18 protein-coding genes are annotated in these 22,245 nt (G+C 44.0%); 5 read left to right on the top strand and 13 right to left on the bottom strand.

Annotated features, from left to right (window positions below; all coding sequences use genetic code 11):
- Positions 1–20: 20 nt before the first annotated feature.
- The 6 genes from QL898_RS03990 to uraD all read right to left on the bottom strand — a co-directional run bounded on the left by QL898_RS03990 (position 21) and on the right by uraD (position 5,262).
- Complete coding sequence (locus QL898_RS03990) at positions 21–551, bottom strand: ureidoglycolate lyase (RefSeq protein WP_290175871.1); 531 nt, start codon at positions 549–551, stop codon at positions 21–23.
- Entirely contained in the window at positions 551–1,648 is a 1,098-nt protein-coding gene (gene alc, locus QL898_RS03985; RefSeq protein WP_290175893.1) for an allantoicase, read from the bottom strand. The genes QL898_RS03990 and alc overlap by 1 nt, the downstream gene beginning before the upstream one ends.
- Positions 1,649–1,800: 152 nt before the next feature.
- Positions 1,801–2,781, bottom strand: coding sequence for an allantoinase PuuE (gene puuE / locus QL898_RS03980; RefSeq protein ID WP_290175870.1), 981 nt, complete (start codon positions 2,779–2,781; stop codon positions 1,801–1,803).
- 81 nt (positions 2,782–2,862) lie between these two features.
- Positions 2,863–4,194, bottom strand: a complete 1,332-nt coding sequence (locus QL898_RS03975) for a urate hydroxylase PuuD (protein ID WP_290175869.1) — start codon at positions 4,192–4,194, stop codon at positions 2,863–2,865.
- 100 nt (positions 4,195–4,294) lie between these two features.
- Positions 4,295–4,663: a hydroxyisourate hydrolase gene (uraH, locus tag QL898_RS03970; protein WP_290175868.1), complete on the bottom strand. Its 369-nt coding sequence runs from the start codon at positions 4,661–4,663 to the stop codon at positions 4,295–4,297.
- 65 nt (positions 4,664–4,728) lie between these two features.
- Positions 4,729–5,262, bottom strand: coding sequence for a 2-oxo-4-hydroxy-4-carboxy-5-ureidoimidazoline decarboxylase (gene uraD, locus QL898_RS03965; RefSeq protein ID WP_290175867.1), 534 nt, complete (start codon positions 5,260–5,262; stop codon positions 4,729–4,731).
- Positions 5,263–5,785: 523 nt separating this feature from the next.
- Here uraD and QL898_RS03960 point away from each other — a divergent pair.
- Positions 5,786–6,451: a TetR family transcriptional regulator C-terminal domain-containing protein gene (locus QL898_RS03960; RefSeq protein ID WP_102092158.1), complete on the top strand. Its 666-nt coding sequence runs from the start codon at positions 5,786–5,788 to the stop codon at positions 6,449–6,451.
- 142 nt (positions 6,452–6,593) lie between these two features.
- Here QL898_RS03960 and QL898_RS03955 read toward each other — a convergent pair whose 3' ends face one another.
- The 5 genes from QL898_RS03955 to tolQ form a co-directional block, all read right to left on the bottom strand.
- Positions 6,594–8,000 (bottom strand): nucleobase:cation symporter-2 family protein, encoded by a 1,407-nt coding sequence (locus tag QL898_RS03955; RefSeq protein WP_238069727.1) that lies wholly within the window; start codon positions 7,998–8,000, stop codon positions 6,594–6,596.
- A gap of 504 nt (positions 8,001–8,504) precedes the next feature.
- Positions 8,505–9,797, bottom strand: coding sequence for a translocation protein TolB (locus QL898_RS03950; RefSeq protein ID WP_290175866.1), 1,293 nt, complete (start codon positions 9,795–9,797; stop codon positions 8,505–8,507).
- Between the two features lie 136 nt (positions 9,798–9,933).
- Complete coding sequence (locus QL898_RS03945; protein ID WP_290175865.1) at positions 9,934–10,956, bottom strand: cell envelope integrity protein TolA; 1,023 nt, start codon at positions 10,954–10,956, stop codon at positions 9,934–9,936.
- Positions 10,957–11,029: 73 nt separating this feature from the next.
- Entirely contained in the window at positions 11,030–11,488 is a 459-nt protein-coding gene (tolR, locus tag QL898_RS03940; protein ID WP_101204804.1) for a protein TolR, read from the bottom strand.
- Positions 11,485–12,207, bottom strand: a complete 723-nt coding sequence (tolQ, locus tag QL898_RS03935) for a protein TolQ (RefSeq protein ID WP_201607485.1) — start codon at positions 12,205–12,207, stop codon at positions 11,485–11,487. Before tolQ ends, tolR begins: the two co-directional genes overlap by 4 nt.
- Before the next feature lie 628 nt (positions 12,208–12,835).
- Between tolQ and QL898_RS03930 the strand changes: the two genes are divergently transcribed.
- The 3 genes from QL898_RS03930 to QL898_RS03920 all read left to right on the top strand — a co-directional run bounded on the left by QL898_RS03930 (position 12,836) and on the right by QL898_RS03920 (position 18,837).
- Complete coding sequence (locus QL898_RS03930; protein ID WP_101204806.1) at positions 12,836–14,131, top strand: NCS2 family permease; 1,296 nt, start codon at positions 12,836–12,838, stop codon at positions 14,129–14,131.
- 738 nt (positions 14,132–14,869) lie between these two features.
- Positions 14,870–18,133, top strand: a complete 3,264-nt coding sequence (gene putA / locus QL898_RS03925; protein ID WP_290175864.1) for a bifunctional proline dehydrogenase/L-glutamate gamma-semialdehyde dehydrogenase PutA — start codon at positions 14,870–14,872, stop codon at positions 18,131–18,133.
- Between the two features lie 11 nt (positions 18,134–18,144).
- Positions 18,145–18,837 carry a 1-pyrroline-5-carboxylate dehydrogenase gene (locus tag QL898_RS03920; RefSeq protein WP_101204808.1) on the top strand — a complete coding sequence of 231 codons (693 nt, stop codon included), beginning with the start codon at positions 18,145–18,147 and terminating at the stop codon, positions 18,835–18,837.
- Positions 18,838–19,028: 191 nt separating this feature from the next.
- Here QL898_RS03920 and QL898_RS03915 read toward each other — a convergent pair whose 3' ends face one another.
- A complete protein-coding gene (locus QL898_RS03915; RefSeq protein WP_290175863.1) occupies positions 19,029–20,201 on the bottom strand; it encodes a cupin domain-containing protein in 1,173 nt (390 codons plus the stop codon).
- Between the two features lie 190 nt (positions 20,202–20,391).
- Here QL898_RS03915 and QL898_RS03910 point away from each other — a divergent pair, with 190 nt between their 5' ends.
- Positions 20,392–20,577 carry an NF038104 family lipoprotein gene (locus QL898_RS03910; protein ID WP_057759633.1) on the top strand — a complete coding sequence of 62 codons (186 nt, stop codon included), beginning with the start codon at positions 20,392–20,394 and terminating at the stop codon, positions 20,575–20,577.
- A 227-nt stretch (positions 20,578–20,804) separates the two neighbouring features.
- Here QL898_RS03910 and purB read toward each other — a convergent pair whose 3' ends face one another.
- Positions 20,805–22,196 (bottom strand): adenylosuccinate lyase, encoded by a 1,392-nt coding sequence (gene purB, locus QL898_RS03905; protein ID WP_057759636.1) that lies wholly within the window; start codon positions 22,194–22,196, stop codon positions 20,805–20,807.
- Positions 22,197–22,245 lie beyond the last annotated feature (49 nt).

Here is a 22,245-nt window from a genome sequence, read left to right as displayed (position 1 = left end):
GATTTGTGCTTAATGACAGCTTAACTGCATTCATCTTCTAACTCAATAGACACATGCCAATCCGTGATATCAATCTCATGGCAATTATTACCCTCGCCATTGATACGATCAATAACTAAAAAATCACTGTCACGCCCAAGCGCGAGTAGAGGGTGATGCCAGACATTAGCATCGTACTGTACACCTTGGTGAGATTTCGCATAGAACACGGCTAGGTCATCAGGCGACTGCGGCGGCACACCAGCTTTAGCGACGACGACAATATAATCTTGGCCTTCCATAGATACAAACGCCTGTGTCCCAAGCGGATGGTATTCCATGACCGAAAGGGCAATCGGATTCTCACGCTTTTTGGCTCGAAAGATACTCATGCCAACTGCACCACCGTCTAGTTTACTTTCGGCAAGTGCATGATGACGAACCGCATAGCCATTATTGATCTCATAAGTATTGTCAGCCGTTTGTTCATTATCACTATAGCGCTCGATAACCGAACCGTAAGGGGCAAAGTTTGCCTTGGTTAAAGGCTTAGCTGTTAGGGTGATACCCATTATTTTGCCTCTTTACTATTAATATCAGTACCAGTGTCAGTATTAGCCTCAGCAATTTTGCCATACACGCGTACACGGCTGATACCACCATCTGGGAAGATATTGACCCGAATATGAGTGATAGGCTGGTCTATCTGAAGCTTGTCTTTACCAAAGTGATGAACGTCGTCGGCGTTGGTTTTTTGCGGTTCAAGTAAGGTTTCCCAAAACATACTCTGAGTCACTAAAGTTTGCTCTGGTGTATTTGGTGAGTAGACGGCTTGGATCGAGACTTTATCAGGGTAATTGCCTTTAAAGTGGGCAGTATCTATCTCGATAGCGTCAACGATACCTGCTTGACCTAGTGCGATGATGCACCAGTCATTGCCTGGCTCACGGCGACGACGAGTCTCCCAACCATCACCCATGTTAGGCGCTTTAGTTGGTAGTAGTAAATTACTAGCCGCACCAAAGTGCGCATCGTTACTGGCAATGGCACGACCACCATTTAATGCACCTGCCAAGTCAAGTGTCTCACCTTGTGTATTTAGGCTGGCATCAAGTTGGATATCACCATAGACACGTAATCGGGCAACGCCGCCATCTGGATAAATGTTTAAACGAATATGAGTTACCGTTTGCTCATGATCAATCTCGACAAGCTCATGATTGTGACCTTGAAGCGGGGTCATACCCACTAGTGCCTGCCAGTTTTTATTGTCCCAATCTTTTTTGCTTAGACTAGTAAGTTCAGCTTCATCTTGCTGCAGTAGCTCTGGCGCGTACAAGGCATCGACACTGGCGGAAGATGGAAAATTACCCGTAAAGTGACTGGTATCAATATCGAGACCAGAAATTTTGGTTGGGCGAGCAAGCTGGATAACTAAATAATCGTAACCCAAATGGCGCTTGCGACGTGTTTCCCAGCCGTCCATCCACTTACCGTTGTCATCGAACTTACCCACGACAAAGATAGGTGCATCAGGATTTAGAATACGGCTTTTATCCGCAAAAAAATCATCGGTGGCGAATAGTGATTTTGCACCCAAGCGACTGTCAGCGACGTTTGATTTCTTGGTAAACGCTGGCAGGGTATCAGGTAGATTGTTTGCGGAAATAATTTGTCCAACTTCTGAAGTGTTTTGACTCACAATGATTCCTTTTTTAATAATGGTGTTTATTAATAACGTATGGCTTATTTTATCTATTAATCTATGCCAATTCGCACTCGCTCAGCTAAGTAGAACGAATACTAGGACGATAGCCTAGCTTACATCCAGTTAGCAGTGTTATCCGGCGTAGCAGGATGATTTTCGTACCAGTGCTTGGCGATGTCATCACGGCGGCATATCCATACGTCGGGCTTATTGGTGATATATTGCAAAAACTGCTTTAGCGCTTTTATGCGCCCTGCACGTCCAATAATGCGACAATGCAAGCCGATGGTCAGCATTTTAGGGGTGTGTGCGCCTTCCTCGTATAAGGTATCAAAGCTGTCTTTGAGATACTGATAAAATGGTTCAGCATGAGTGAATCCCGGGCTAGAAGAAAAACGCATGTCATTGGTCTCGAGGCTATAAGGTATGACCAAATGCGGTTTACGTGTGATCATATTGCCATCTTGGACCTTTACATTGAGCCAATACGGTAACTCATCACCGTACGAGTCAGAGTCATAGGTATAGCCGCCTTGCTCGGCGACCAGTTCACGAGTATTTGGACTATCGCGTCCTGTATACCAGCCGAGAGGTTGTCCGCCTAGCATACGTTTAAATATCTGGGTGGCGCAGCGAATGTGTTCACGCTCCGTCTCACGGTACATATCCTGATAAGTAATCCAGCGTAAACCATGACTGGCAATCTCATGACCGTCTTCTAGTACACGCTCGATAATATGCGGTGTTTTTTCAGCAGCGGCGGCACAGGTAAACGTGGTGATAGGAATACCATAATCTTTAAAGACATCTAATACACGCCACACACCGACACGGCTACCGTATTCGAATGCAGACTCAATAGACTGGTGACGGTTGTTAAATTCTGGTGTGCCCAAAATATCAGACAAAAAACGCTCTGATTGACCATCGCCATGGATGACGCTATTTTCTGCACCTTCTTCGATATTTAATACAAACTGTACGGCGATTTTTGCGCCACTTGGCCATTTTGCTTTTGGTGGATTGCCAGCATAGCCTTTTAGGTCGCGGGGATATGTGCTCAGATCAAAGTCACTGGTAATTTTTTTGCTCATTATTTATGTTCCTATATCGCTTAGAGCCTTAGATATTTATTTAAATATTGCTCGTAAATGACAGTTATTTTTTATCACAAATTAAAGTGATGACGCATAGGCCACAAGCTGTTGGCGCTCGGCATCCGTCAACTGAGTAATATTACCAAGCGGCATATAGCCAGTCTGTACCGCAGTGACGATTTTCGCTTTATGAATTTTTAAGTCTTCTGGTGTCTGCAAAATGATTCCTGCTGGCGGTGCGGCAAAGCCTTGTTGTGTCGGTTGCACAGCATGACAAGTACTACAGCGCGTATGCACGACATCCATCATAGCATCATCTGCTGACGCGCTCATGGGTACGGTTTCAGCAGTAGCTACATCATTACTAACACTGTTATTAGCATTAGCAACGGTATCAGTGTTTGAGTCAGTAGTCGCGCTTGTAGTTGACGGCGTACTTTCAGTTGTCGTAGGTGCTACTGACGTATTAGCAGGCATTGCAGACGCTGGCTCAATTGGTTCAGGTCGCATCCAAATAATTAATAATACGGTTAATACGGCTGGAATAACCAAGTAACGAGGTTTTTTATGACCCAAATGCTTTTGGTTAAAGTAATGACGCGCAGTCGCGGTAATGATACCGACGAAGACCAATACCAACCAACCTTTCTCATGAGCATACATCATTGGGTAATGGTTGCTGATCATGGTAAAAATGAGCGGTAGGGTAAAATAATTATTCATCAGTGAGCGATTTTTGGCTTGTAATGCCAATTCAGCCACTTCTTTACCTGGTTTTTCGCCGCGCCGCACACAGTCAACGAGTGCGCGCTGAGCCGGCATAATACCAAAGAATACGTTACCTACCATCACCGTGCCCAAGATGGCACCGATATGTATAAATGAGGCGCGATCACTAAACAGCTGATAAGAGCCCCAGCTCGCGATGACCAGCAAGATAAAAATCAGCGTACTAAAGATAAACGCGTTTTTACCCAAATGACTGCGCACGATAACTTCATAAATGAAGTAACTACCAAACAAGAAAAGCAAGCTGGTGGCAATGGCACCGATACTGGTAAAAGGTACTTTGCTTGGGTCAATCAGGTAGGCAGTTGCATTGGCATAATAGACGATAGACATCATCGCCGCACCCGTCAGCCAAGTGGTATAAGCTTCCCACTTAAACCAATGTAGCGTCTTTGGCATCTCTTCTGGTTCGAGTTTGTATTTGGCAATTTCATAAAATCCGCCGCCATGAACGGCCCAAAGATCACCCGAAATGCCTTTGTCTGTTTTCCACTGTGGCGGTTTGCGTAGGCTTAGATCTAGCCACACAAAATAAAACGATGCACCAATCCATGCTACCCCAGCGATAACATGAAACCAGCGGAAAAATAAACTCAACCATTCGAGAAGATAGGCGCCCATGTAATAAATGTCCTTTAATATGACAGTGTCTTAATAAAATGTCTTTTGATAGTATTTCTTGAAAGCTAATAACAACTCAGAGAGCTAAACAACGCTAGAGCTATGATCCGCGATAGGTACTATAACCGTGCGCACTAAGCAGGAGCGGTACGTGATAATGACTGGCATCGTTTACCACAAAGTCGATAACCACTTGCGGATAAAATGCTGTCAGCTGCTGAGCATCAAAATAAGACTGAGTATCGAACGTTACGGTATAGCGGCCAATATTTAGCTGATGCTCTGTGCTATCGATGGCTGTATCAAAATGCCAAGCGTCTGGTGTGACACGGCCATCACTATTGGTTGTACCATGCGCTAGTAATTTGATCACACCGTTGTCTTGTATGCGGTGCAAGGTAACGGCGACATCAGCCGCAGGTTTGCCAAGATGAGTGTCTAAGATATGTGATGATAGGGTGGCAGACATAATGCTTCCTTTAAATTTGTGAGAAATATAAATCGGGTAAAAATACTAGTCTAACTCTGCAACTACTATTTGCTTGTCTCAGCATTACCTAGCAATTTAGTTAAACGTAGACGCGTAATTTTATTTTGTTCAGTGGCTGCATTTGCCAGTTCAGTAGCGCGATCGTTAGGCAGGCGCGCTAATAGCAGATCTAGCATTTGCTGCGCGCTTTTACCGGTCGCAAAGACAATAAAAATAAAACCAAATTTATCAAGATAGTCGCGATTGCCTTTGGCAAGTGCTTCGAGGACTTCATCTGCTGCATCGTTAGCGCCTGATTGTTCGTGTGCGGCGCTACTTTGTGTGTTGCGATATTTTTCTTTTAGAGATGCCACGTTGCCGATTTGCGGATGCCCATCAAACGCTTCTAATAAGTTAGGCTCATCATTTTGCACTTTGTTCCAGATAGCGTCGCTACTTGCTAGCAGTGCATCAAAGTCTGCAAAAGGGCGGGCGACTGCAAGTTTATAGGCCCAGCTTTTACTGGTGCAGCAAGTCAATAGCTGAGCGATGGCGACTTCTTGTGATAGGTCGTTAAATTGCGCTAAGGTTAAGCTCACGATGACATCCTTTTCTAATAGGGTAGCCCGTTATTTGTATCGGGCGATAAATGTTTGATAGAGGTTTATACCTTATGATTATTTGCATAAACTTATAGGTATAAGCAGTAATTTTGATAAGTGGCGCTTGCTTCAGCTTTATGGCTGATTTAATTAAGCTAGTCGCGATTAATTTGCTTAAAATCAAAAGTCGATAATCTATGTGTTCGTAGTCAGAGCTTTGGCGCTTATATACGCTTTGCATAATTTCAAGTTATAGTGAACTGACAATATGAAACAGATTTGCTAAGGAAACACTGATATTTTAGCCGTCCAAAACGTCTGGCAAGAAGTGATTAATGACGGCGTAATTGATTTACAGTTCCCATTTTGCTAAAACCTGACTAATTGGTCAACTGTTTTATGTGAAATATTTTTATTTAACAGGTTATGCTGATCAAATCTATGTATTTATACAAGAATACACAGCAAAATATAGCGACTATTTTGTCGAACCTGTCTCTTAAAGTGAGATACCACTGCTATGACTCAAAATAATCAAAAGGAAGAAACCTCAGTGACTGATACGCCCTCGCACCGTAGCCAACAAGCCATTCGCGCACAGAACCAAGCGCTTATCTTAGCGGCAGCTGAAGAAGAGTTTGTGCTCCAAAGCTATCGCGGCGCTACGATGCAGGGTATTGCCGATAGAGCAGGCTTGCCTAAAGCCAATGTTCACTACTACTTTAAAAACAAAAAGAATCTCTACATGGCAGTGCTGCGTTCGATCATTCAAGAATGGAACGAAGGTTTGGTAACCATTACAGTAGATAGCGACCCAAAAACAGTCATCGAAAAATTCGTCCGTACCAAGCTACATCAAGCCTTTGTCAATCCAAGTCGCCATAAATTGTTTGCGATTGAAGTTATCGGCGGTGCACCGCATTTGCATGAATTTATGTCCACTACGATGAAGGAGTGGGTACACGATAAAGCACAGGTAATGAAAGAGTGGCACAAGCAAGGCAAAATTGGGATTACTGATCCTCTACAACTACTGATTTTGATTTGGGCGACTACCCAACGTTATGCTGAATTCGAGATTGAAATCGTTGGATTAATGGATAAGACGGCGTATGACGCAGCAGATGAAGCACGTGCGGCAGACTTTCTGGTGCCTTTTATTTTAAAAGGCTGTGGCCTTGAATAATGACAAGGTACCTATTTGACAGGGTGCCTATTTAATAAGTCAGGTGCTTAATCAGCGAAGTGCACAGATTATTTCTATTTTTCTGTGCACCTCGTTTACGGCGAAACACTTCGATATGTTCAGCCCTAGCTTGTGTTTAGCATTAAGCGACTTCTTGCGTTGGTTCTAATTTGTCTTTTGCATGCTGTGCTTTGGTATCAAACTCGATGCCATAGTTTTGAGGTAAAATCATATCAAGGGTGATAGCCACAATACCTGCCATCGTTACCGCTGAGCCAAAGATATTCTGAAAGAACTGGGGCGTTTGTGACAGTACATCAGGGACAAAGGCGATACCCGTTGCCAGACCCAGTGAGGTGGCAATGATTAAGACATTACGATGCGTGAATTGCACGGTAGATAAGATACGAATACCAGCAGTCGCTACCGTCGCAAACATCAGTAGCGTGACGCCGCCAACAACAGGCTTCGGTAATTGGGTAAAAATAGCACCAAGGACGGGGAATAGCCCCATCAGGCATAGAATGCCGCCCACATAGAAACCCACATAGCGACTGGCAATACCCGTCATCTGGATTACACCGTTGTTTTGGCTAAAGGTTGTCACAGGGAAGGTATTGAATATCGCCGCAATCAGAGAGTTAACACCATCTCCTAGTACACCGCCTTTGATGCGTTTCTCATAGAGAGGGCCTTTGATCGGTTCACCTGATATCATTGAGGTAGCGGTCAAATCACCCGAGGTCTCAATACTGGTAATGATGTACATAAAGGCAATGGGAATAAATGCCTGCCAATCAAAACCAAAACCATATTTGAAGGGAATGGGAACGGTGAAAAAATCCGCTTCAGACACCAATGAAAAATCAATGCGCCCCATAAATACGGCAGCGAGCAAGCCTAACATCAGACCGATAAAGATAGCACTTGAGCGAATAACCTTATTGTTAATAATGCTAATGAGCACCACACTGACGAGTACGCCACCACCTAAGAGTAGGTTTGGAATACTACCGAAATCCTCAGCACCAAACCCACCTGCCAAATCAGTGAGACCTACCTTTGTTAGGGACAAACCAATCGTGACAATCACACAGCCAGTAACAATAGGGCTCATAAATGATTTGAGTTTGGTAATAAACTGACTCAAAAATATCTCAACAAATGCACCGAGAAATGAAACGCCAAAAATAACTGATAAGATCTCTTCTGGACCACCGCCACGGTTTTTTACCACAAACCCTGCCGTCAATACTGCTGCCAAAAATCCAAAGCTGGTGCCTTGTAATGCCATAAGACCAGAGCCAACAGGACCTACTTTACGGGTCTGAATAAAGGTTGCAACGCCAGATACTATCAATGACATACTGAGAAGGTAGGGAATATGCTCTCCTAAACCTAATGTGCCACCTATGATAAGAGAGGGTGTGATGATACCTACAAACGCTGCAAGTACGTGCTGTATAGCACCTAAAAATGCTTTAATGGGGGTGGGACGGTCATGCAGTCTATACAGTAAATCGGTATTCGCTGGAACGTTTTCACTCATGGTGGTTTCCTCCTAAAATAACTGCTTAGTACCCGCTTGACTGTAGATATCAGACAATGTGGTAAATCACGAGATCAAAGTTTTAACCCAATCTTTGACTTGTTTTTATCGATGTAAACAATAGGGGTACGCATCCGTCTGTAAGATAAGTAACAAAATTAACTAACATATATCGGCTAATATTTGAACAACCTGACCAATTAGTCAGGTCTATTTAGGGTATAGGTAAAACACAAGTCATTGCAATGTTTTTTTTGGTACTAGTGCGTTTACAGGTTTGTTACGAAGGAGGGAGGGTTAAGTAACATTGAAAGGTAGATCAAAGACGAGGGGTGTTGACCATTGAAAGTAAATAAATACTAAGACCTATCGTTAGTTCTATTGCTGTTTTTTAATCAAAAAAAGCCCCAACCATATTCGTTATGGTTGGGGCTTTTACAATTTTGCTTAACGGTTGATATTTATTCCACTATAACCAAAATTGCTACTTTGGTGGACGACCAGTTATTTTGGGCTTGATGACCATACGGGTGAGCGGATAACGCCTTGTCCTGACTTACCAAACGCTTCGCCACCATTGAGGGACTTGATAGTCAGCACGCCTTTGCCGCCTTGGGTCGATGCGTAGACCACGCGTTTACCGTTTGGTGAGAAGCTTGGTGCTTCATCAATACCTGTATTGCCAAGATTGGTAGTGATAGCACCATTACTATTCATAATAGCCGCTGAGCGTCCACTCAAAAAGGCAATTTGTGTGCCGTCACTGCTAAACTGTGGACTGGTTGCATAACCACCGTTTGACACTTTAGTCGTTTGTCCTGTAGCAAACTCGTAGCGATAGACTTGCGGCTTGTTAAAGCCAGTTTTATCACTGACAAACACAAAAGATTTGCCGTCTGGTGCATAGCTTGGTTGTACTTCACTGCTCGGTAAATTGGTGAGCCTTCTAGGTGTACCGCCGCTGGCACTCATCTCATAGATATCAGCGCTACCTTCAAAACTACTAGAGAATAATATCTTGCTGCCATCAGGGGAGAATGAAGGGCTTAAGTTGCTACCTGAAAAAGGCGTCAGGGCAGTTGCGCCGCCGCCACTGACGTTTTGCACATAGATGATAGGATATGATTTTTCACGTTGTACTGAGTAGGCGATACGGTTGCCATCAGGTGACCATGCTGGTGAGAAGATAGAGCCTGTCACTTCAGTAATAGTTCTAGCATTTTCGCCATCAGCATCCATCACTTTGAGACGCGAGATCTTTTGCTTGCCAGTTCCTGTTTCTTCAATATAAGCAATGCGTCCTGAGAAGTCTCCTGGAATACCAGTAATCAGCTCGTACACTTTGTCTGCGATGACATGACCGGCATAACGCATACTTTCTCTATTATTGTCAGCAGTTAGGCTTTGCTTGCCTTCTATCACGCGGCCAGATTTGACATCGATGACTTCGTAATCGGTGATTATTTTGCCACGATTGGTACGCGTGCTACCGACGACTAGATACGGTATACCCATGCTTTGCCAAACAGGTAATGTACCTGTCAGCTCTTTACTACTGTGCGGCTGCTGCGGCAGATCCTGATTGGTTACTTTTAGCTCGGTTTTACTCAAGTCATTTAATATAATCGGTGATAAGACAGAGTCACCTGCAAACGGCACAAACGCGACTTGGTTTTGCTGAACAGGAATCTCATAGTCCAATTCTAATACAACAGGTGCAGCGAGCACGCTTTGCGATATTAGCAATGCTGAAGTGCTGGCGAGTAACGATACTAGTAGTTTTTTGTGGGTACGCATGAGTAAATGGAGCTCCTAAAATTAGTATGATATTCATTTTTTATTTAATGAGACAAGCATCTAGATGAGGCAGCAACCTATGCGAGACAAGCCGCTTAACGTCACGTTACCAATATTACAAGGACCTAGCAACTGATTAATTGCTGCCTTTAAACTGTATGGTAAAAGTCGGGTATTTAGGGTCATCAGCATCAATCGGGAGGCTGCCAGTATTGAGTACCGCTTGTCTTGCCGCTTCGTTGACCGTGCTATCAGGTCCAGAGGCCGTCACATTGATCACATCGCCATTTGCATTGACAGTAATGGTCAGGGTGGCACGTTGAGTAGAGCCTCGCGCAGCAGTAGGCGGCGTATAGTTGCGCTTAATTAAGTTGATGATTTCGCTGTTGCTGGCACCGCGACTGCCACTGGATGCAGAGCGGCTACTGCCCTTGGACGTACTAGGGGTTGACGTATCACCAGACATAGTAGACTGCCCATCTGATAGGCTAAAGGTTTTTCCTGCATTGCCAGAGCCAGCAGTATCAATCTCAATATTGCGATCGCTAGCAGTGGGACGTTTTATCTTTGGTGGGTTGTTTTGCTTTTGACGAAACTCTCCCAGTCTCTTTTGTTCTTCTATGAGCTGATCACGTTTGCTTTGATCAACTTGGTCAAGCTCTTCCATGGCTGATTCATCTAATTGTGCTGCCCACTCAGCCATTTTGCGCTCATATTCTTGATTTTGCTCAAGCAGACGTTGTTGATGGTCTTCACTCATAAGTATGGGTTGACCAGCTGGCTCCTCAGATCGTGTGAATACAGGCACGCGCTGAGAGCTTGACTGACTTGGATTTTGCGCACTAACGCTACTACCAGACACTTCTGGCTGGGCACTACTGGACGAATCGCTAGTGCTACTATCCATCTGCATTGCGCTAGCTGCTGCACGGTTGGCCAGTATTTGTCCTTGCATTTCAGCAAGTTGCTCAGGAGATACCATGACCGTCTCGATACTACCAGCAGTCTCAACTTCAGTGGTTTGATAGTTATAAACCAGTATGCTAATGACAAGGCCATGCGCCAGTAAGCTTAGCAACATAGGCAGTGTTAGCCCATTGCTTTCTGGTTCGGTAGGTACATAGACGGCAGGAGCATTATGCATGGTAAGGATACTCATGAACGTGATTTGTCAGATTGATTACTAGAATTGGCTATTATGATATAAGACATTTACTAAAGGACGCTGATCACTATAAAGAAGGCGTAGGCAGAGGCGCACCGGTCAGTAATCCAACTTTTTCGATACCTGCTTGTTGCAAGGTTGCCATCAGCGTCATGATGGCACCATACTGATTGTTTTGATCGGCATTAATCATCACCTGTACTGGTTCAGCATTACTATTATCGCTCTGAGACTGCAGGTTAGATAAAGTATTAATCAGCTCAGGCTCACTTACTGGCACATCGACATTGCTTTCATAGCTGATAAAAATATCACCCTTATCAGTCAACGAGACAATCACAGGTAACTGGCTTTGACTCATGGTATTGGTTTGCTCTTTTGGCAGATCAACATCGACGCCTGTAATCAGCATCGGCGCTGTCACCATAAATATCACCAGTAGCACCAGCATGACGTCAATGTAAGGAACGACGTTCATTTCTGCATTAAGGGCTTTTTTTTCACGGCCGTAGGGGTTTGGTTTCATAGCCCTGTCACCTGACCTGCATTAACTTGGGTTTCTTTGCTAATAGGCGCTTGTACGCTGGTCTCACGCTGTAGCATACCTGTCATCTCATCACAAAATAAGGCGCGCGAGTCATATAGTCGGCTCGATTTTGCTGTGAAGTGGTTGTATGCCAATACGGCAGGGATAGCGGCAAACAAACCCATGGCTGTGGCAATCAGTGCTTCGGCGATACCGGGCGCTACCGAGGCGAGGGTAGCTTGCTCAGTTTGAGACAGTCCCAAAAAGGCATTCATGATGCCCCACACTGTACCGAACAATCCGATGTACGGAGCAACGGAGCCAATGCTGGCTAGCGTCGTCAGTCCTGACTCGAGCAATTGCTGCTGGCGACCTAGGCCGACGCGTAGCTTGCGTTCAACACCATCGATAATATCGTCTTTAGGTTGACGCTTTTTATGCATTCTCAGATATTCTGAAAAGCCCACATAAAAAATCTGCTCAAGTCCTTGACGATCAAGAGAACCCTGAATGCCTTGGTATAGCTTGGCTAAGTCTTCGCCTGACCAAAACCAAGTCTCAAATTGTTGATCAAAGTTTTTGGCTGTACCAAGTCGCGCACTCATGCGAAATATAATAACCCAGCTGAGCAAAGAGGCTAATAACAATAGTGCCATCACAATCTGCACCAATAGACTGGCTTGGGTAATAAGATCGACAATATTTAATGATTCAGGCATGTAATGGACTCACGAATAATTGATAACAGCTGGCTGGAATAGTGATATCCGAACCAGACAACCCCTAAACAAACACTATTTACTTTTTATTACTTAATACGCAGCTCGTTTCTTCACTAAAAATTTGTAACTGTGCTTAGAAAAATGCTGCAACAGTAAGTATCGCGATTTAGGTATCGGTATAATAACCCCCTAGTTTACTTCTAAATGAGAGAAAGGTCATTATTAATGTGTTAAACGACTATTTAGTTGGGCTGCTACTGATTCATTCAGTAGTTAGTTGGATAACATGAATAATGACCGAGCAAATACTTACTACCTAAAACTCATGACTCAAACCGAATATTACCTTAATGACGAATAGAAAGTAGTTTTTCGAATAGCGTAGGGCAACATGGCTGTATGTGGCTTTTCATATGGCTTTTCTGACCAATAGTCTTGAAGTCTCTCAAAATCGCATTTTGTGCGAGATAGACATTATCAACGATTGAGTTTGTAAGATAACTGGTCTAATATGTTACGCTTTGTTACTACATTATTCTTATTGTGGCATCGTTATTTTTTCGCTGAGGTCATGTTTAATTTTAGGTAATGATGACTTTTTATTAGCCAGTCGGGGGCGACACTTATGAATGCAATTGAACGCTATTTTGGGATTAATGGTGAAAATACCACGATCAAAACAGAAATCATCGCTGGTATAACCACGTTCTTGACGATGGCTTATATTATCTTTGTCAACCCTAACGTCTTAGCCGATGCAGGTATGGATAAAGGGGCCGTATTTGTAGCGACCTGTATAGCAGCAGCAGTAGGTTGTTTCATCATGGGTATCTACGCCCGACTACCAGTTGCGCTCGCACCAGGTATGGGTCTTAATGCCTTCTTTACCTATGGTGTGGTGCTTGGTATGGGCTACGCATGGCAGACAGCGTTAGGTGCGGTGTTCTTGTCTGGTTGTATCTTCGTACTATTGAGTCTATTTAAGATTCGTGAAGCAATCATCAATGCCATTCCAACGTCTCTCAAAAACGGCGTAGTTGCTGGTATTGGTGCGTTCCTGGCGTTTATTGCTTTGCAGAGTGCAGGTATCATCGTCAATCATGACGCAACCTTAGTTGGCCTTGGTGACATGACATCGTTTGGTCCTGTCATGGCTTCACTAGGTTTTGTTGTTATCATTGGCCTGTCTTACAAGAGAGTCCCAGGTGCGGTAACCATTGGTATTTTATTGGTTGCACTGATTAGCTTATTAATGGGCTATACACAGTTCACAGGTATCATCTCTTCACCGCCTTCTATTGCACCGACGCTAATGCAGTTAGACATTGCTGGTGCATTTGATGTGGGCATGATCAGTGTGATCTTTGCTTTCTTATTTGTCGATTTGTTTGATACTGCTGGTACTTTGATTGCCACCACTAGCCAAGCAAAACTAACGGACAAAGATGGCAATATCCCGAACATGGGCAAGGCACTACTCGCTGATTCAACCGCGACAGTAGCGGGTTCTTTACTGGGTACTTCATCGACGACCAGCTATATTGAGAGTATCTCTGGTATCGCCTCAGGTGGCCGTACAGGCTTGATGGCTGTTACGGTAGGTGTGCTATTCCTATTCAGTATCTTTTTCTCGCCATTAGCAGGTATGATTCCAGCTTATGCAACGGCTGGCGCTATCTTTTATGTAGCCGTACTTATGATGGGTACTCTAAAGGACATTAACTGGAGCGACTTAACAGAAGCGGCACCAGTAGTCGTGGTATTGCTATTCACACCGCTTACATACTCTATCGCTGACGGTATCGCACTTGGTTTTATTACCTTTACAGCTGTAAAAGCAATTGCAGGCAAGTTTGCAGATATCAGTATCGCTGTCTGGATTTTGACTGCTATATTGTTGTTCAAGATTATCTTCCTATAATGCAAAATGTATTAAGACATTAATAGCGTCTTAAACAAAAAACCCTCCTTATCAGCTGATGATAAGGAGGGTTTTTTTTGTCAGCATTATAAGCCTATCGTCTTAATTTAAGCTCGGTATCTTTGGTATGAATGTTTAGTATTTCTGATACCAGTATTAAGTAGGCTGATGCCAAACTATGGGCAATAGTAAACAAAAAAACGTAACCAAAGCGTCATGGCCAATAAAGTGCTTGTAAGTTATTGTTATTTAGATATATATTAATTTATGAAAATAATAAATTTCGTTAGTTTGAAAAAAACTTTCGTGATATTATAGCCGAGTTAAGCGCATCACCTCAATCAACGCCGTAGAGGTTTTTCTTACAGTGAATTAGCATCACCAAAGATGACAGATTTGTGATTATTAGAGCGATTTTTCGGTTCAATAAGGCGATATTTGGTCATCACACTCCTTTCACTACTAACAAGAAGAAGGCACTAATGCCGCTTAGCTTTTCGTTGTTGCCTTTGTATTGTTAACGTAGCCCGTTTAACAGTCGAACGACCTACTTAACCGTCTCCAGCCTATGCTGGATTTTTAGTTTTGTGATGGCGCCGTTTGGTCTTTTGATTATTGCTGTGAATATCCGTCAATAACCACTATTTTTTGATAGCGGTTATGAGCAGTTATACAGGACGATCAGACTTCCTAAAGCACCATTTATTATGGTTTTTAAACGATAGTTATGGAGTTATTATGAACCCAGTAGACCAGTTTACCCCGCAAGAGCCGATCTTGTTTAATCCTGTTGATATGCTGTCGCCTGAGTATCTCGCCCAGTCAGCAGAAGAGTTAAATAAGCGTATTTCGCCGCTATATAGCGCCGATGAAGAACGTTGGTTGTCTGAGTTATTGCCACTTGCCAAACCCAGTATAGAAGAACGCGATGCTGCTGCTGAGCAAACGCGCAAACTGGTCGAGCACGTACGTAATGATGGTAAAGCCGTCAAGATGGTTGACTCATTATTGCTTGAGTATAGCCTTGATACCCAAGAAGGTATCTTGCTAATGAGCTTGGCAGAAGCCTTGATTCGTGTGCCAGACAACTATACGGCTGATGCGTTGATTCATGACAAAATGAGTGTGGCTGACTGGAAAAAGCACATTAAAAATGACAATGGCTTTATGGTCAATGCCTCTACTTGGGGCATGATGATGACTGGTCGCGTTGTCAGTATTGACAGCAGTACCACTGCATCAGGTTTCTTGGATCGCATGACTAAAAAGATGGGCGAGCCTGTCATTCGTAGTGCGATGCAAAAAGCCATGCGTATCATGGGCCATCAGTTTGTATTGGGCGAGACCATCGAAGACGCCAATAAAAACAGCCAGCCATATCGTAATAGAGGCTATACCTATTCATTTGATATGTTAGGTGAAGCGGCCATCACGCATAAAGATGCGGAAAAATACTTCAATGATTATCTACATGCGATCAGAGCCACGGCGAACGTAAAAGTCAAAGAAGGCATGCCGAAGCCGTCAGTGTCTATCAAATTATCAGCACTGCATCCTCGCTATGAAGCCACGCAAGAAGCGCAAGTAATGGGCCTATTACGTCAGCGCTGCCTGCTATTGATTGAAGCGGCACGTGAAGTCAATGTCGATATCAGTATTGATGCTGAAGAAGCAGATCGCCTTGAGATTTCTCTAAAACTGTTTGAGTCTTTGTACCGCGATAATTTAACGGCAGACTGGGATGGTTTAGGTATCGTTGTACAAGGGTACTCTAAACGCGCTATCGCTGTATTAGCATGGCTTGCTCGTTTGTCTACTGAAGTCGGTGATCGTATTCCAGTACGTCTAGTTAAAGGCGCTTACTGGGATACTGAGATCAAACTTGCTCAGCAAAAAGGTCTATCAGGCTATCCAGTTTGGACACGTAAAGAAGGTACGGATACTGCATACCTTGCTTGTGCGCGCTTCTTATTGTCAGACCATCTGCGCGGGCTAATCTGGCCACAGTTTGCGACGCATAATGCGCATACACTGTCATCAATCATGACCATGAGTGCACATAGGGACTTTGAATTCCAACGTCTGCACGGCATGGGCGATGCGCTTTATGATCACATTTTGCAAGCTTATGAAATTCCTGTACGTATCTATGCGCCAGTAGGTGCACACAAAGACTTGCTACCGTACTTGGTACGCCGCTTGCTTGAGAACGGTGCCAACAGCTCGTTTGTTCATCAGTTGCTAGACAAGTCTTACCCAATCGAAAAGCTAACGGTGCATCCATATGACAAGCTGCTTGGTAATGCAACATTGCACAATCCAGACATCCCGTTACCGTTAGAGATTTATGGTGAACGCCGTGCAAGTTTTGGCCCAAATATCTTTGTAGAGTCGCAATGGCTGCCGTTCAAATCAGCTATTGATAGCCATCTACACAAAACATGGTCAGCAACCTCTATTATTAATGGTAAAGCTGTTGATTCTTACGAAGTAGATGGTCAAACGAATCAACTTGATACGCAAACTGTACTTGCGCCTTGGAACCACGAAGTTAGTGCTGGTAAAGTAACTTATGCCAACGCTGAAGTGGCTCGCCAAGCGATTGATGTTGCTGTTGCTGGTCAAGAAGTATGGAAAAATGTACCAGCTGCTAAGCGTGCTGAGATATTACGTAAGATTGCTGAGCTATACGAAGAGAACTACGCTGAACTAATGGCACTATGCCAAGTTGAAGCGGGCAAAACCATGCAAGACGGCATCGATGAAATCAAAGAAGCCGTTGATTTCTGTCGTTTCTATGCTGACGAAGCAGAGCGCCTAGATGACGTCGTACATGAGTTTACAGACTTGGCTGGTAAGCAGTCTCGTCAAGTATATAAAGCACGCGGTACTTTTGTTTGTATCAGTCCATGGAACTTCCCATTGGCTATCTATACGGGACAGATTGTAGCTGCACTTGCTGCAGGTAACACGGTAGTAGCGAAACCTGCTGAACAAACCAGTTTGGTAGCTCATTTTGGTGCCCAATTGATGTATCAAGCGGGTATACCAGCAGAAGCATTGCAATTAGTCATTGGTGCAGGCGACGTAGGTGGTGCTTTGACGGCGGCTGACAATATCGCAGGTGTGATATTTACAGGTTCTACTCAAACAGCCCAACGTATCAACCAAAGCTTAAATGATCATGCACAAGCTAGCGGTGAATTGCCTGTCTTTATCGCTGAGACTGGCGGTCAAAATGCGATGATCGTTGACTCAACGGCACTGCCAGAGCAAGTCGTTAGAGATGCGGTACTATCAGCATTTGGTTCAGCAGGTCAGCGTTGTTCAGCTTGTCGCATATTGTGTGTACAGGAAGAAATGGCGGATGATTTAATCGAGCTATTGCAAGGTAATATGGCTGAGTTGTCTGTAGGTAATCCTCTATATGCTGCCACAGATGTAGGTCCAGTGATTGATGCAGATGCTAAGCATGGTTTAGAGGCGCACATCGAACGTATGAGTGCTGAGCCGACTGCTACTATCTTGGCACAGACGCCGATGAGCTCAAGCTCAGTTGTCAGTCAAGAGAAGTCTACCTTTGTATTGCCAACCGCAATCGAAGTGAAGAGCATCGATGTGATCGGTGGTGAGCACTTTGGCCCAATTCTACACGTAATGCGTTACCAAGCACGTGATTTGAATAAGCTGATTGATGCCATTAACAACACAGGCTTTGGTTTGACGTTAGGTATCCATAGCCGTATCGAAAATACTGTTGAGCACATTGAGCGCCGTGCCTTCGTCGGTAACACTTATATCAACCGTAACCAAATCGGCGCGGTCGTAAACGTACAGCCATTCGGTGGTTGTGGTCTGTCAGGTACTGGCCCTAAAGCTGGTGGCCCGCACTATGTCGCGCGTCTCATGCAACTTAGCTCAGAAACAGTCAACGCTGAACAGTCAGCTGCTTATATAACAGCGACCGAAACCCAAACTACCACTCAAACAGAACTCGCATAAGGAGTAGCAACATGGCGACTGAATTCAAAAAAAATCATGCCCAGGTTTGTGAATCTTGGCGATTACTCGGCGCAGTGAATCGCGCAACATATCTACAAGCAGCCATTCCAAAACTGGCATTGCTCACTGGTGATGCCAATAAAGCAAAGCGTTTATTCAACCATTTGTTGAGCGCTGCGCCTAGCTTGGATGAAATGCATCGTATGACAGGGGCAACAGGCGAGTCCAATGACTTGTATGTGACTGGCCGTGGTAAGACGATGGTCATCGGCGGCGAAACTGCTAGAGCCATGGCAGTATTAGGTCAGCTTATCGCGGCTTTGCTGACAGGTAATGAAGTTATATTGCATTGCCCAAGCCAAGATGAGATGTGTAATGAAGCTGCTAAGATACTGCACGACACAGGGATCAGCGAAGATGTATTGAGTGTGGCTAACGATTCGCAAACAGTCACACTTTTATATATCGATCGTCTAGCGCAAGTGGCTGTCTCTGGTAGCCGCAGCGAGGTGCAAGCCATCAGTCAAGAGCTTGCCAATACTGACGGTATTTTGACGCAGGTTATCAGTGTCACTGATATGGAAGGCTTGTCAGAGATGCTGACGCCTGATTATCTGCATCGTTTTGTCACTGAGCGAGTCAAGACTATCAATACCACAGCAATCGGTGGTAACGCGAGCTTGCTCGAGCTTGGTACAGAGTAGAAACATTGCATTAATTACGAATTCGCTTCGCTTTTATATCAACTTTCATAAAGGCTAAGCGGTATTTGGTAGCGCTATAAATGCCAAACTAGTAATTGCATAAGATGTATAAGAAAAAACCGCTATCTGAATAATTATCAGATAGCGGTTTTTTTGTTTATGCTATTTAACTGAAGCCTGATGACAGGATGTTATTCAGCAATATCCACCCATACCCAGCCATTCTCTAGCCATTCGCTCAAATCATCTGCATCAACATCTGTGACGTCGCTATGCTGTAATGCTTCACCATTGGCTAAGCGTACTAGTACTGCTATCGCAGCTTCATCAAGCCCATCGATACGTTGACCATTTGCATACAGCACGGTGCCATCATCGGTCTGGCTATAGAGTAGGCGGTTGCTATAGTCTGCCTGCAATGTGGCTCCTTCTGATAGGGCTTGCGTTAGCTCATCGGTATCTAACGTCTCTTCTGGCATCAGCGCATCATATTGGCGTTTACTAACCACTTCAGAGATTGCTTGGCGAATCATGTCATCACCGCGATCAGATTGTAGCATCTCTAGCAGCTGCGCCTTGATAGCCGCAATACTATCTGCTTGCAATTCACCTGACGCTTGTAGTGCTTGCGGTAGTAGCATCGGGATAAACAGCTTGCTGTCATTGGTCGCGATATCGGCCACACTATCGATGATTTGCATCAGGTTTGGACGGCGGCAACCAAATGAAAAAGTCAGACAGTCATCTTGTGCTACACCGAAATGTGATAATTTAGGCGGTACATAAAGGACATCACCCGCTTCTAGTATCTCATCAAAGATAAGCTCGCCCATGTCGTCGAACAAGCGTAAAGGCTCATCAGCAACAAATTCTGTCTGGTCATCACAGAATTTGCCTAGTTGCCAACGTCTAGAGCCGTACCCTTGTGCCAAGAACACATCGTAGTCGTCATAATGCTTACCGACCGAACCACCTGCTGGCGCATAAGAGACCATGATGTCATCGCGCTGCCATTGCGGAATAAAGTCAAACGCTTGCCACAATTGACCAAGCTCTGGCGACCATTGCTCAAGATTCTGTACCAATACGGTCCATTGCTCTGGTAAGTTTTCAAAATCCGTTTCACTCAGTGGGCTTTTTTTGAGTTGCCACTGTGCCTGACCTTCTTTTTTACTGGCTGCTTGAGTCAGCAATCTTGCGCTAGCATCTTCTTCAAGTGCAAGACCAATCATGTCATCTGGCTCAAACATGTCAATCAGCTGCGGCAACCCTTGCTTGATAAGCAGTGGCTTCTTTTGCCAGTATTCAGTCAGGAATTGCTCAGGCGTGATAGAGTCGGGTAAACAAAGAGGAATAGAAGTCATTGATAAATCCATATTTTGACGGTGTACAAGATTAATAATAAGGGATGCTTTATAGGAAGGTTTTAATAGTTTAAGATTGTCATCTATTTGATGTCTATTATTTTGGTGACGTTTATATAGTACATATAAGCAATAACGATTATCAAAATAATAGCTGTCAGCAGAGCATCCACTCAATCGTAGGAACGTTATGAAAAAGCTGCATTTTGTTGTCATCATCGCTAGCGTATTTTTGCTACAGGCCTGTGTCCATAAAATTGTCACAGTACCCGCAAAAATCGCTTATAAAACTACCAAAGGCGTGGTCAAAGGAACCGTTGCTGTGGGTAAAGCCATCATACCGGGCGACAGTGATGACGATGATGATAAAAAATAAAACCTTACTTATCGACTATGGGTTTTGAATCAAAAGCAATCGAATCAAAACCAATCATAGCGTTCAAAGTAAGGTTACTTTTTATTCAGATACTAGTTATTCAGATAATAGCTATTAAGATAATAAGTGAATAAGATAAAAGTGCTATCAAGTAGGAGCGAGTAAATAATACTAGGCGCTCCTACCTTTCTAGTCCGATCTTATTATCAGTATGCTCTTATCAGTTATTAAAGCTTGGCAATCCACTCTTTAATAGCGCGTGCTTGCTCAGCGGCATTACCGATATAAGTGGCAGGCGTCAATGCACGTAGGCGTTCTTTGTCCGCATCACTAACTGCCGATAGCTCATCGCTTTCGACGAACGTTAGCATGGCTTCACGAGTCATAGCATTACCACGAGTCAAAGCTTTTAGTTTCTCGTACGGGTTTTCAACACGGTAGCGACGCATGACCGTTTGAATCGGTTCTGCCAACACTTCTTGCGCTTGATTCAAGTCATCATTTAAACGCTGTGCATTTAGCTCAAGTTTACCCACGCCTTTTAGGCAAGCATCAAACGCAATCATGCTCTGTGCTAGACCAACACCGATATTACGCAATACCGTTGAGTCCGATAGGTCACGCTGCATACGTGAAATTGGTAGTTTCTCACCCAAATGGGCTAGCATCGCATTGGCAACGCCTAAGTTACCTTCAGAGTTTTCAAAGTCAATTGGATTAACTTTATGCGGCATAGTAGAAGAACCAACTTCACCGTCTTTTAGGCGCTGTTTAAAATAGCCTAAGCTAATATATTGCCAAATATCACGGTTGAAATCGATCAAGATTGTATTGAAGCGTTTAACAGCATCAAACAATTCAGCGATATAGTCGTGTGGCTCGATTTGAGTCGTGTAAGGGTTAAATGTTAACTCTAGACGCTGATTGATAAACGCTTCAGCATGGCTCTGCCAGTCAACGTCAGGATACGCTGAAAAGTGCGCATTATAGTTACCGACTGCGCCGTTGATTTTACCTAATAGCTCTACTTGATTGATTTGCTTGATTTGACGGGCTAGGCGATAGGCTACGTTTGCCATCTCTTTACCCAATGTCGTTGGACTGGCTGTCTGACCATGTGTACGTGATAACATTGGCTGATCAGCGTGAGCAATAGATAAGTCAACGATGCTATCAGTCACTTGCTGCATTTTGGCAACGACTAGCTCGCGGCTGTCTTTGAGCATCAATGCATACGATAGGTTATTGATATCTTCACTGGTACAAGCAAAGTGAATGAACTCAAGTGAATCGATTAAGGCATCCTGACCACGGAACTTGTCTTTGATAAAGTACTCAACCGCTTTTACATCATGATTGGTCGTCGCTTCGATGTCTTTGATAGCTTGAGCATCTGCTTCGCTAAAGTCATCAACGATTGCATTCAAAAAAGCGTTGGTCTGGTCATCAAATGCTGCTAATTCACCAATTGCGCTGTTGTCAGCTAAAGACTGCAACCAGCGAATCTCTACCGTAACGCGAGCTTTGATTAGACCAAATTCAGATAAATAAGGACGTAAGCTGTCAGCCTTTGATGCGTAACGACCATCAATTGGAGAGAGAGCGGTAAGTGGGGTCATGGTTATGCCTCAGTAGTTATGAAATAAAAAACTGCAAGAGTCTAGATAA

The sequence above is a fragment of the Psychrobacter sp. APC 3279 genome (genome assembly GCF_030407795.1).
GTDB lineage: Bacteria > Pseudomonadota > Gammaproteobacteria > Pseudomonadales > Moraxellaceae > Psychrobacter.
Note: the sequence above shows the minus strand (reverse complement) of the source record. Positions and strands in the feature narration are given on the sequence as shown.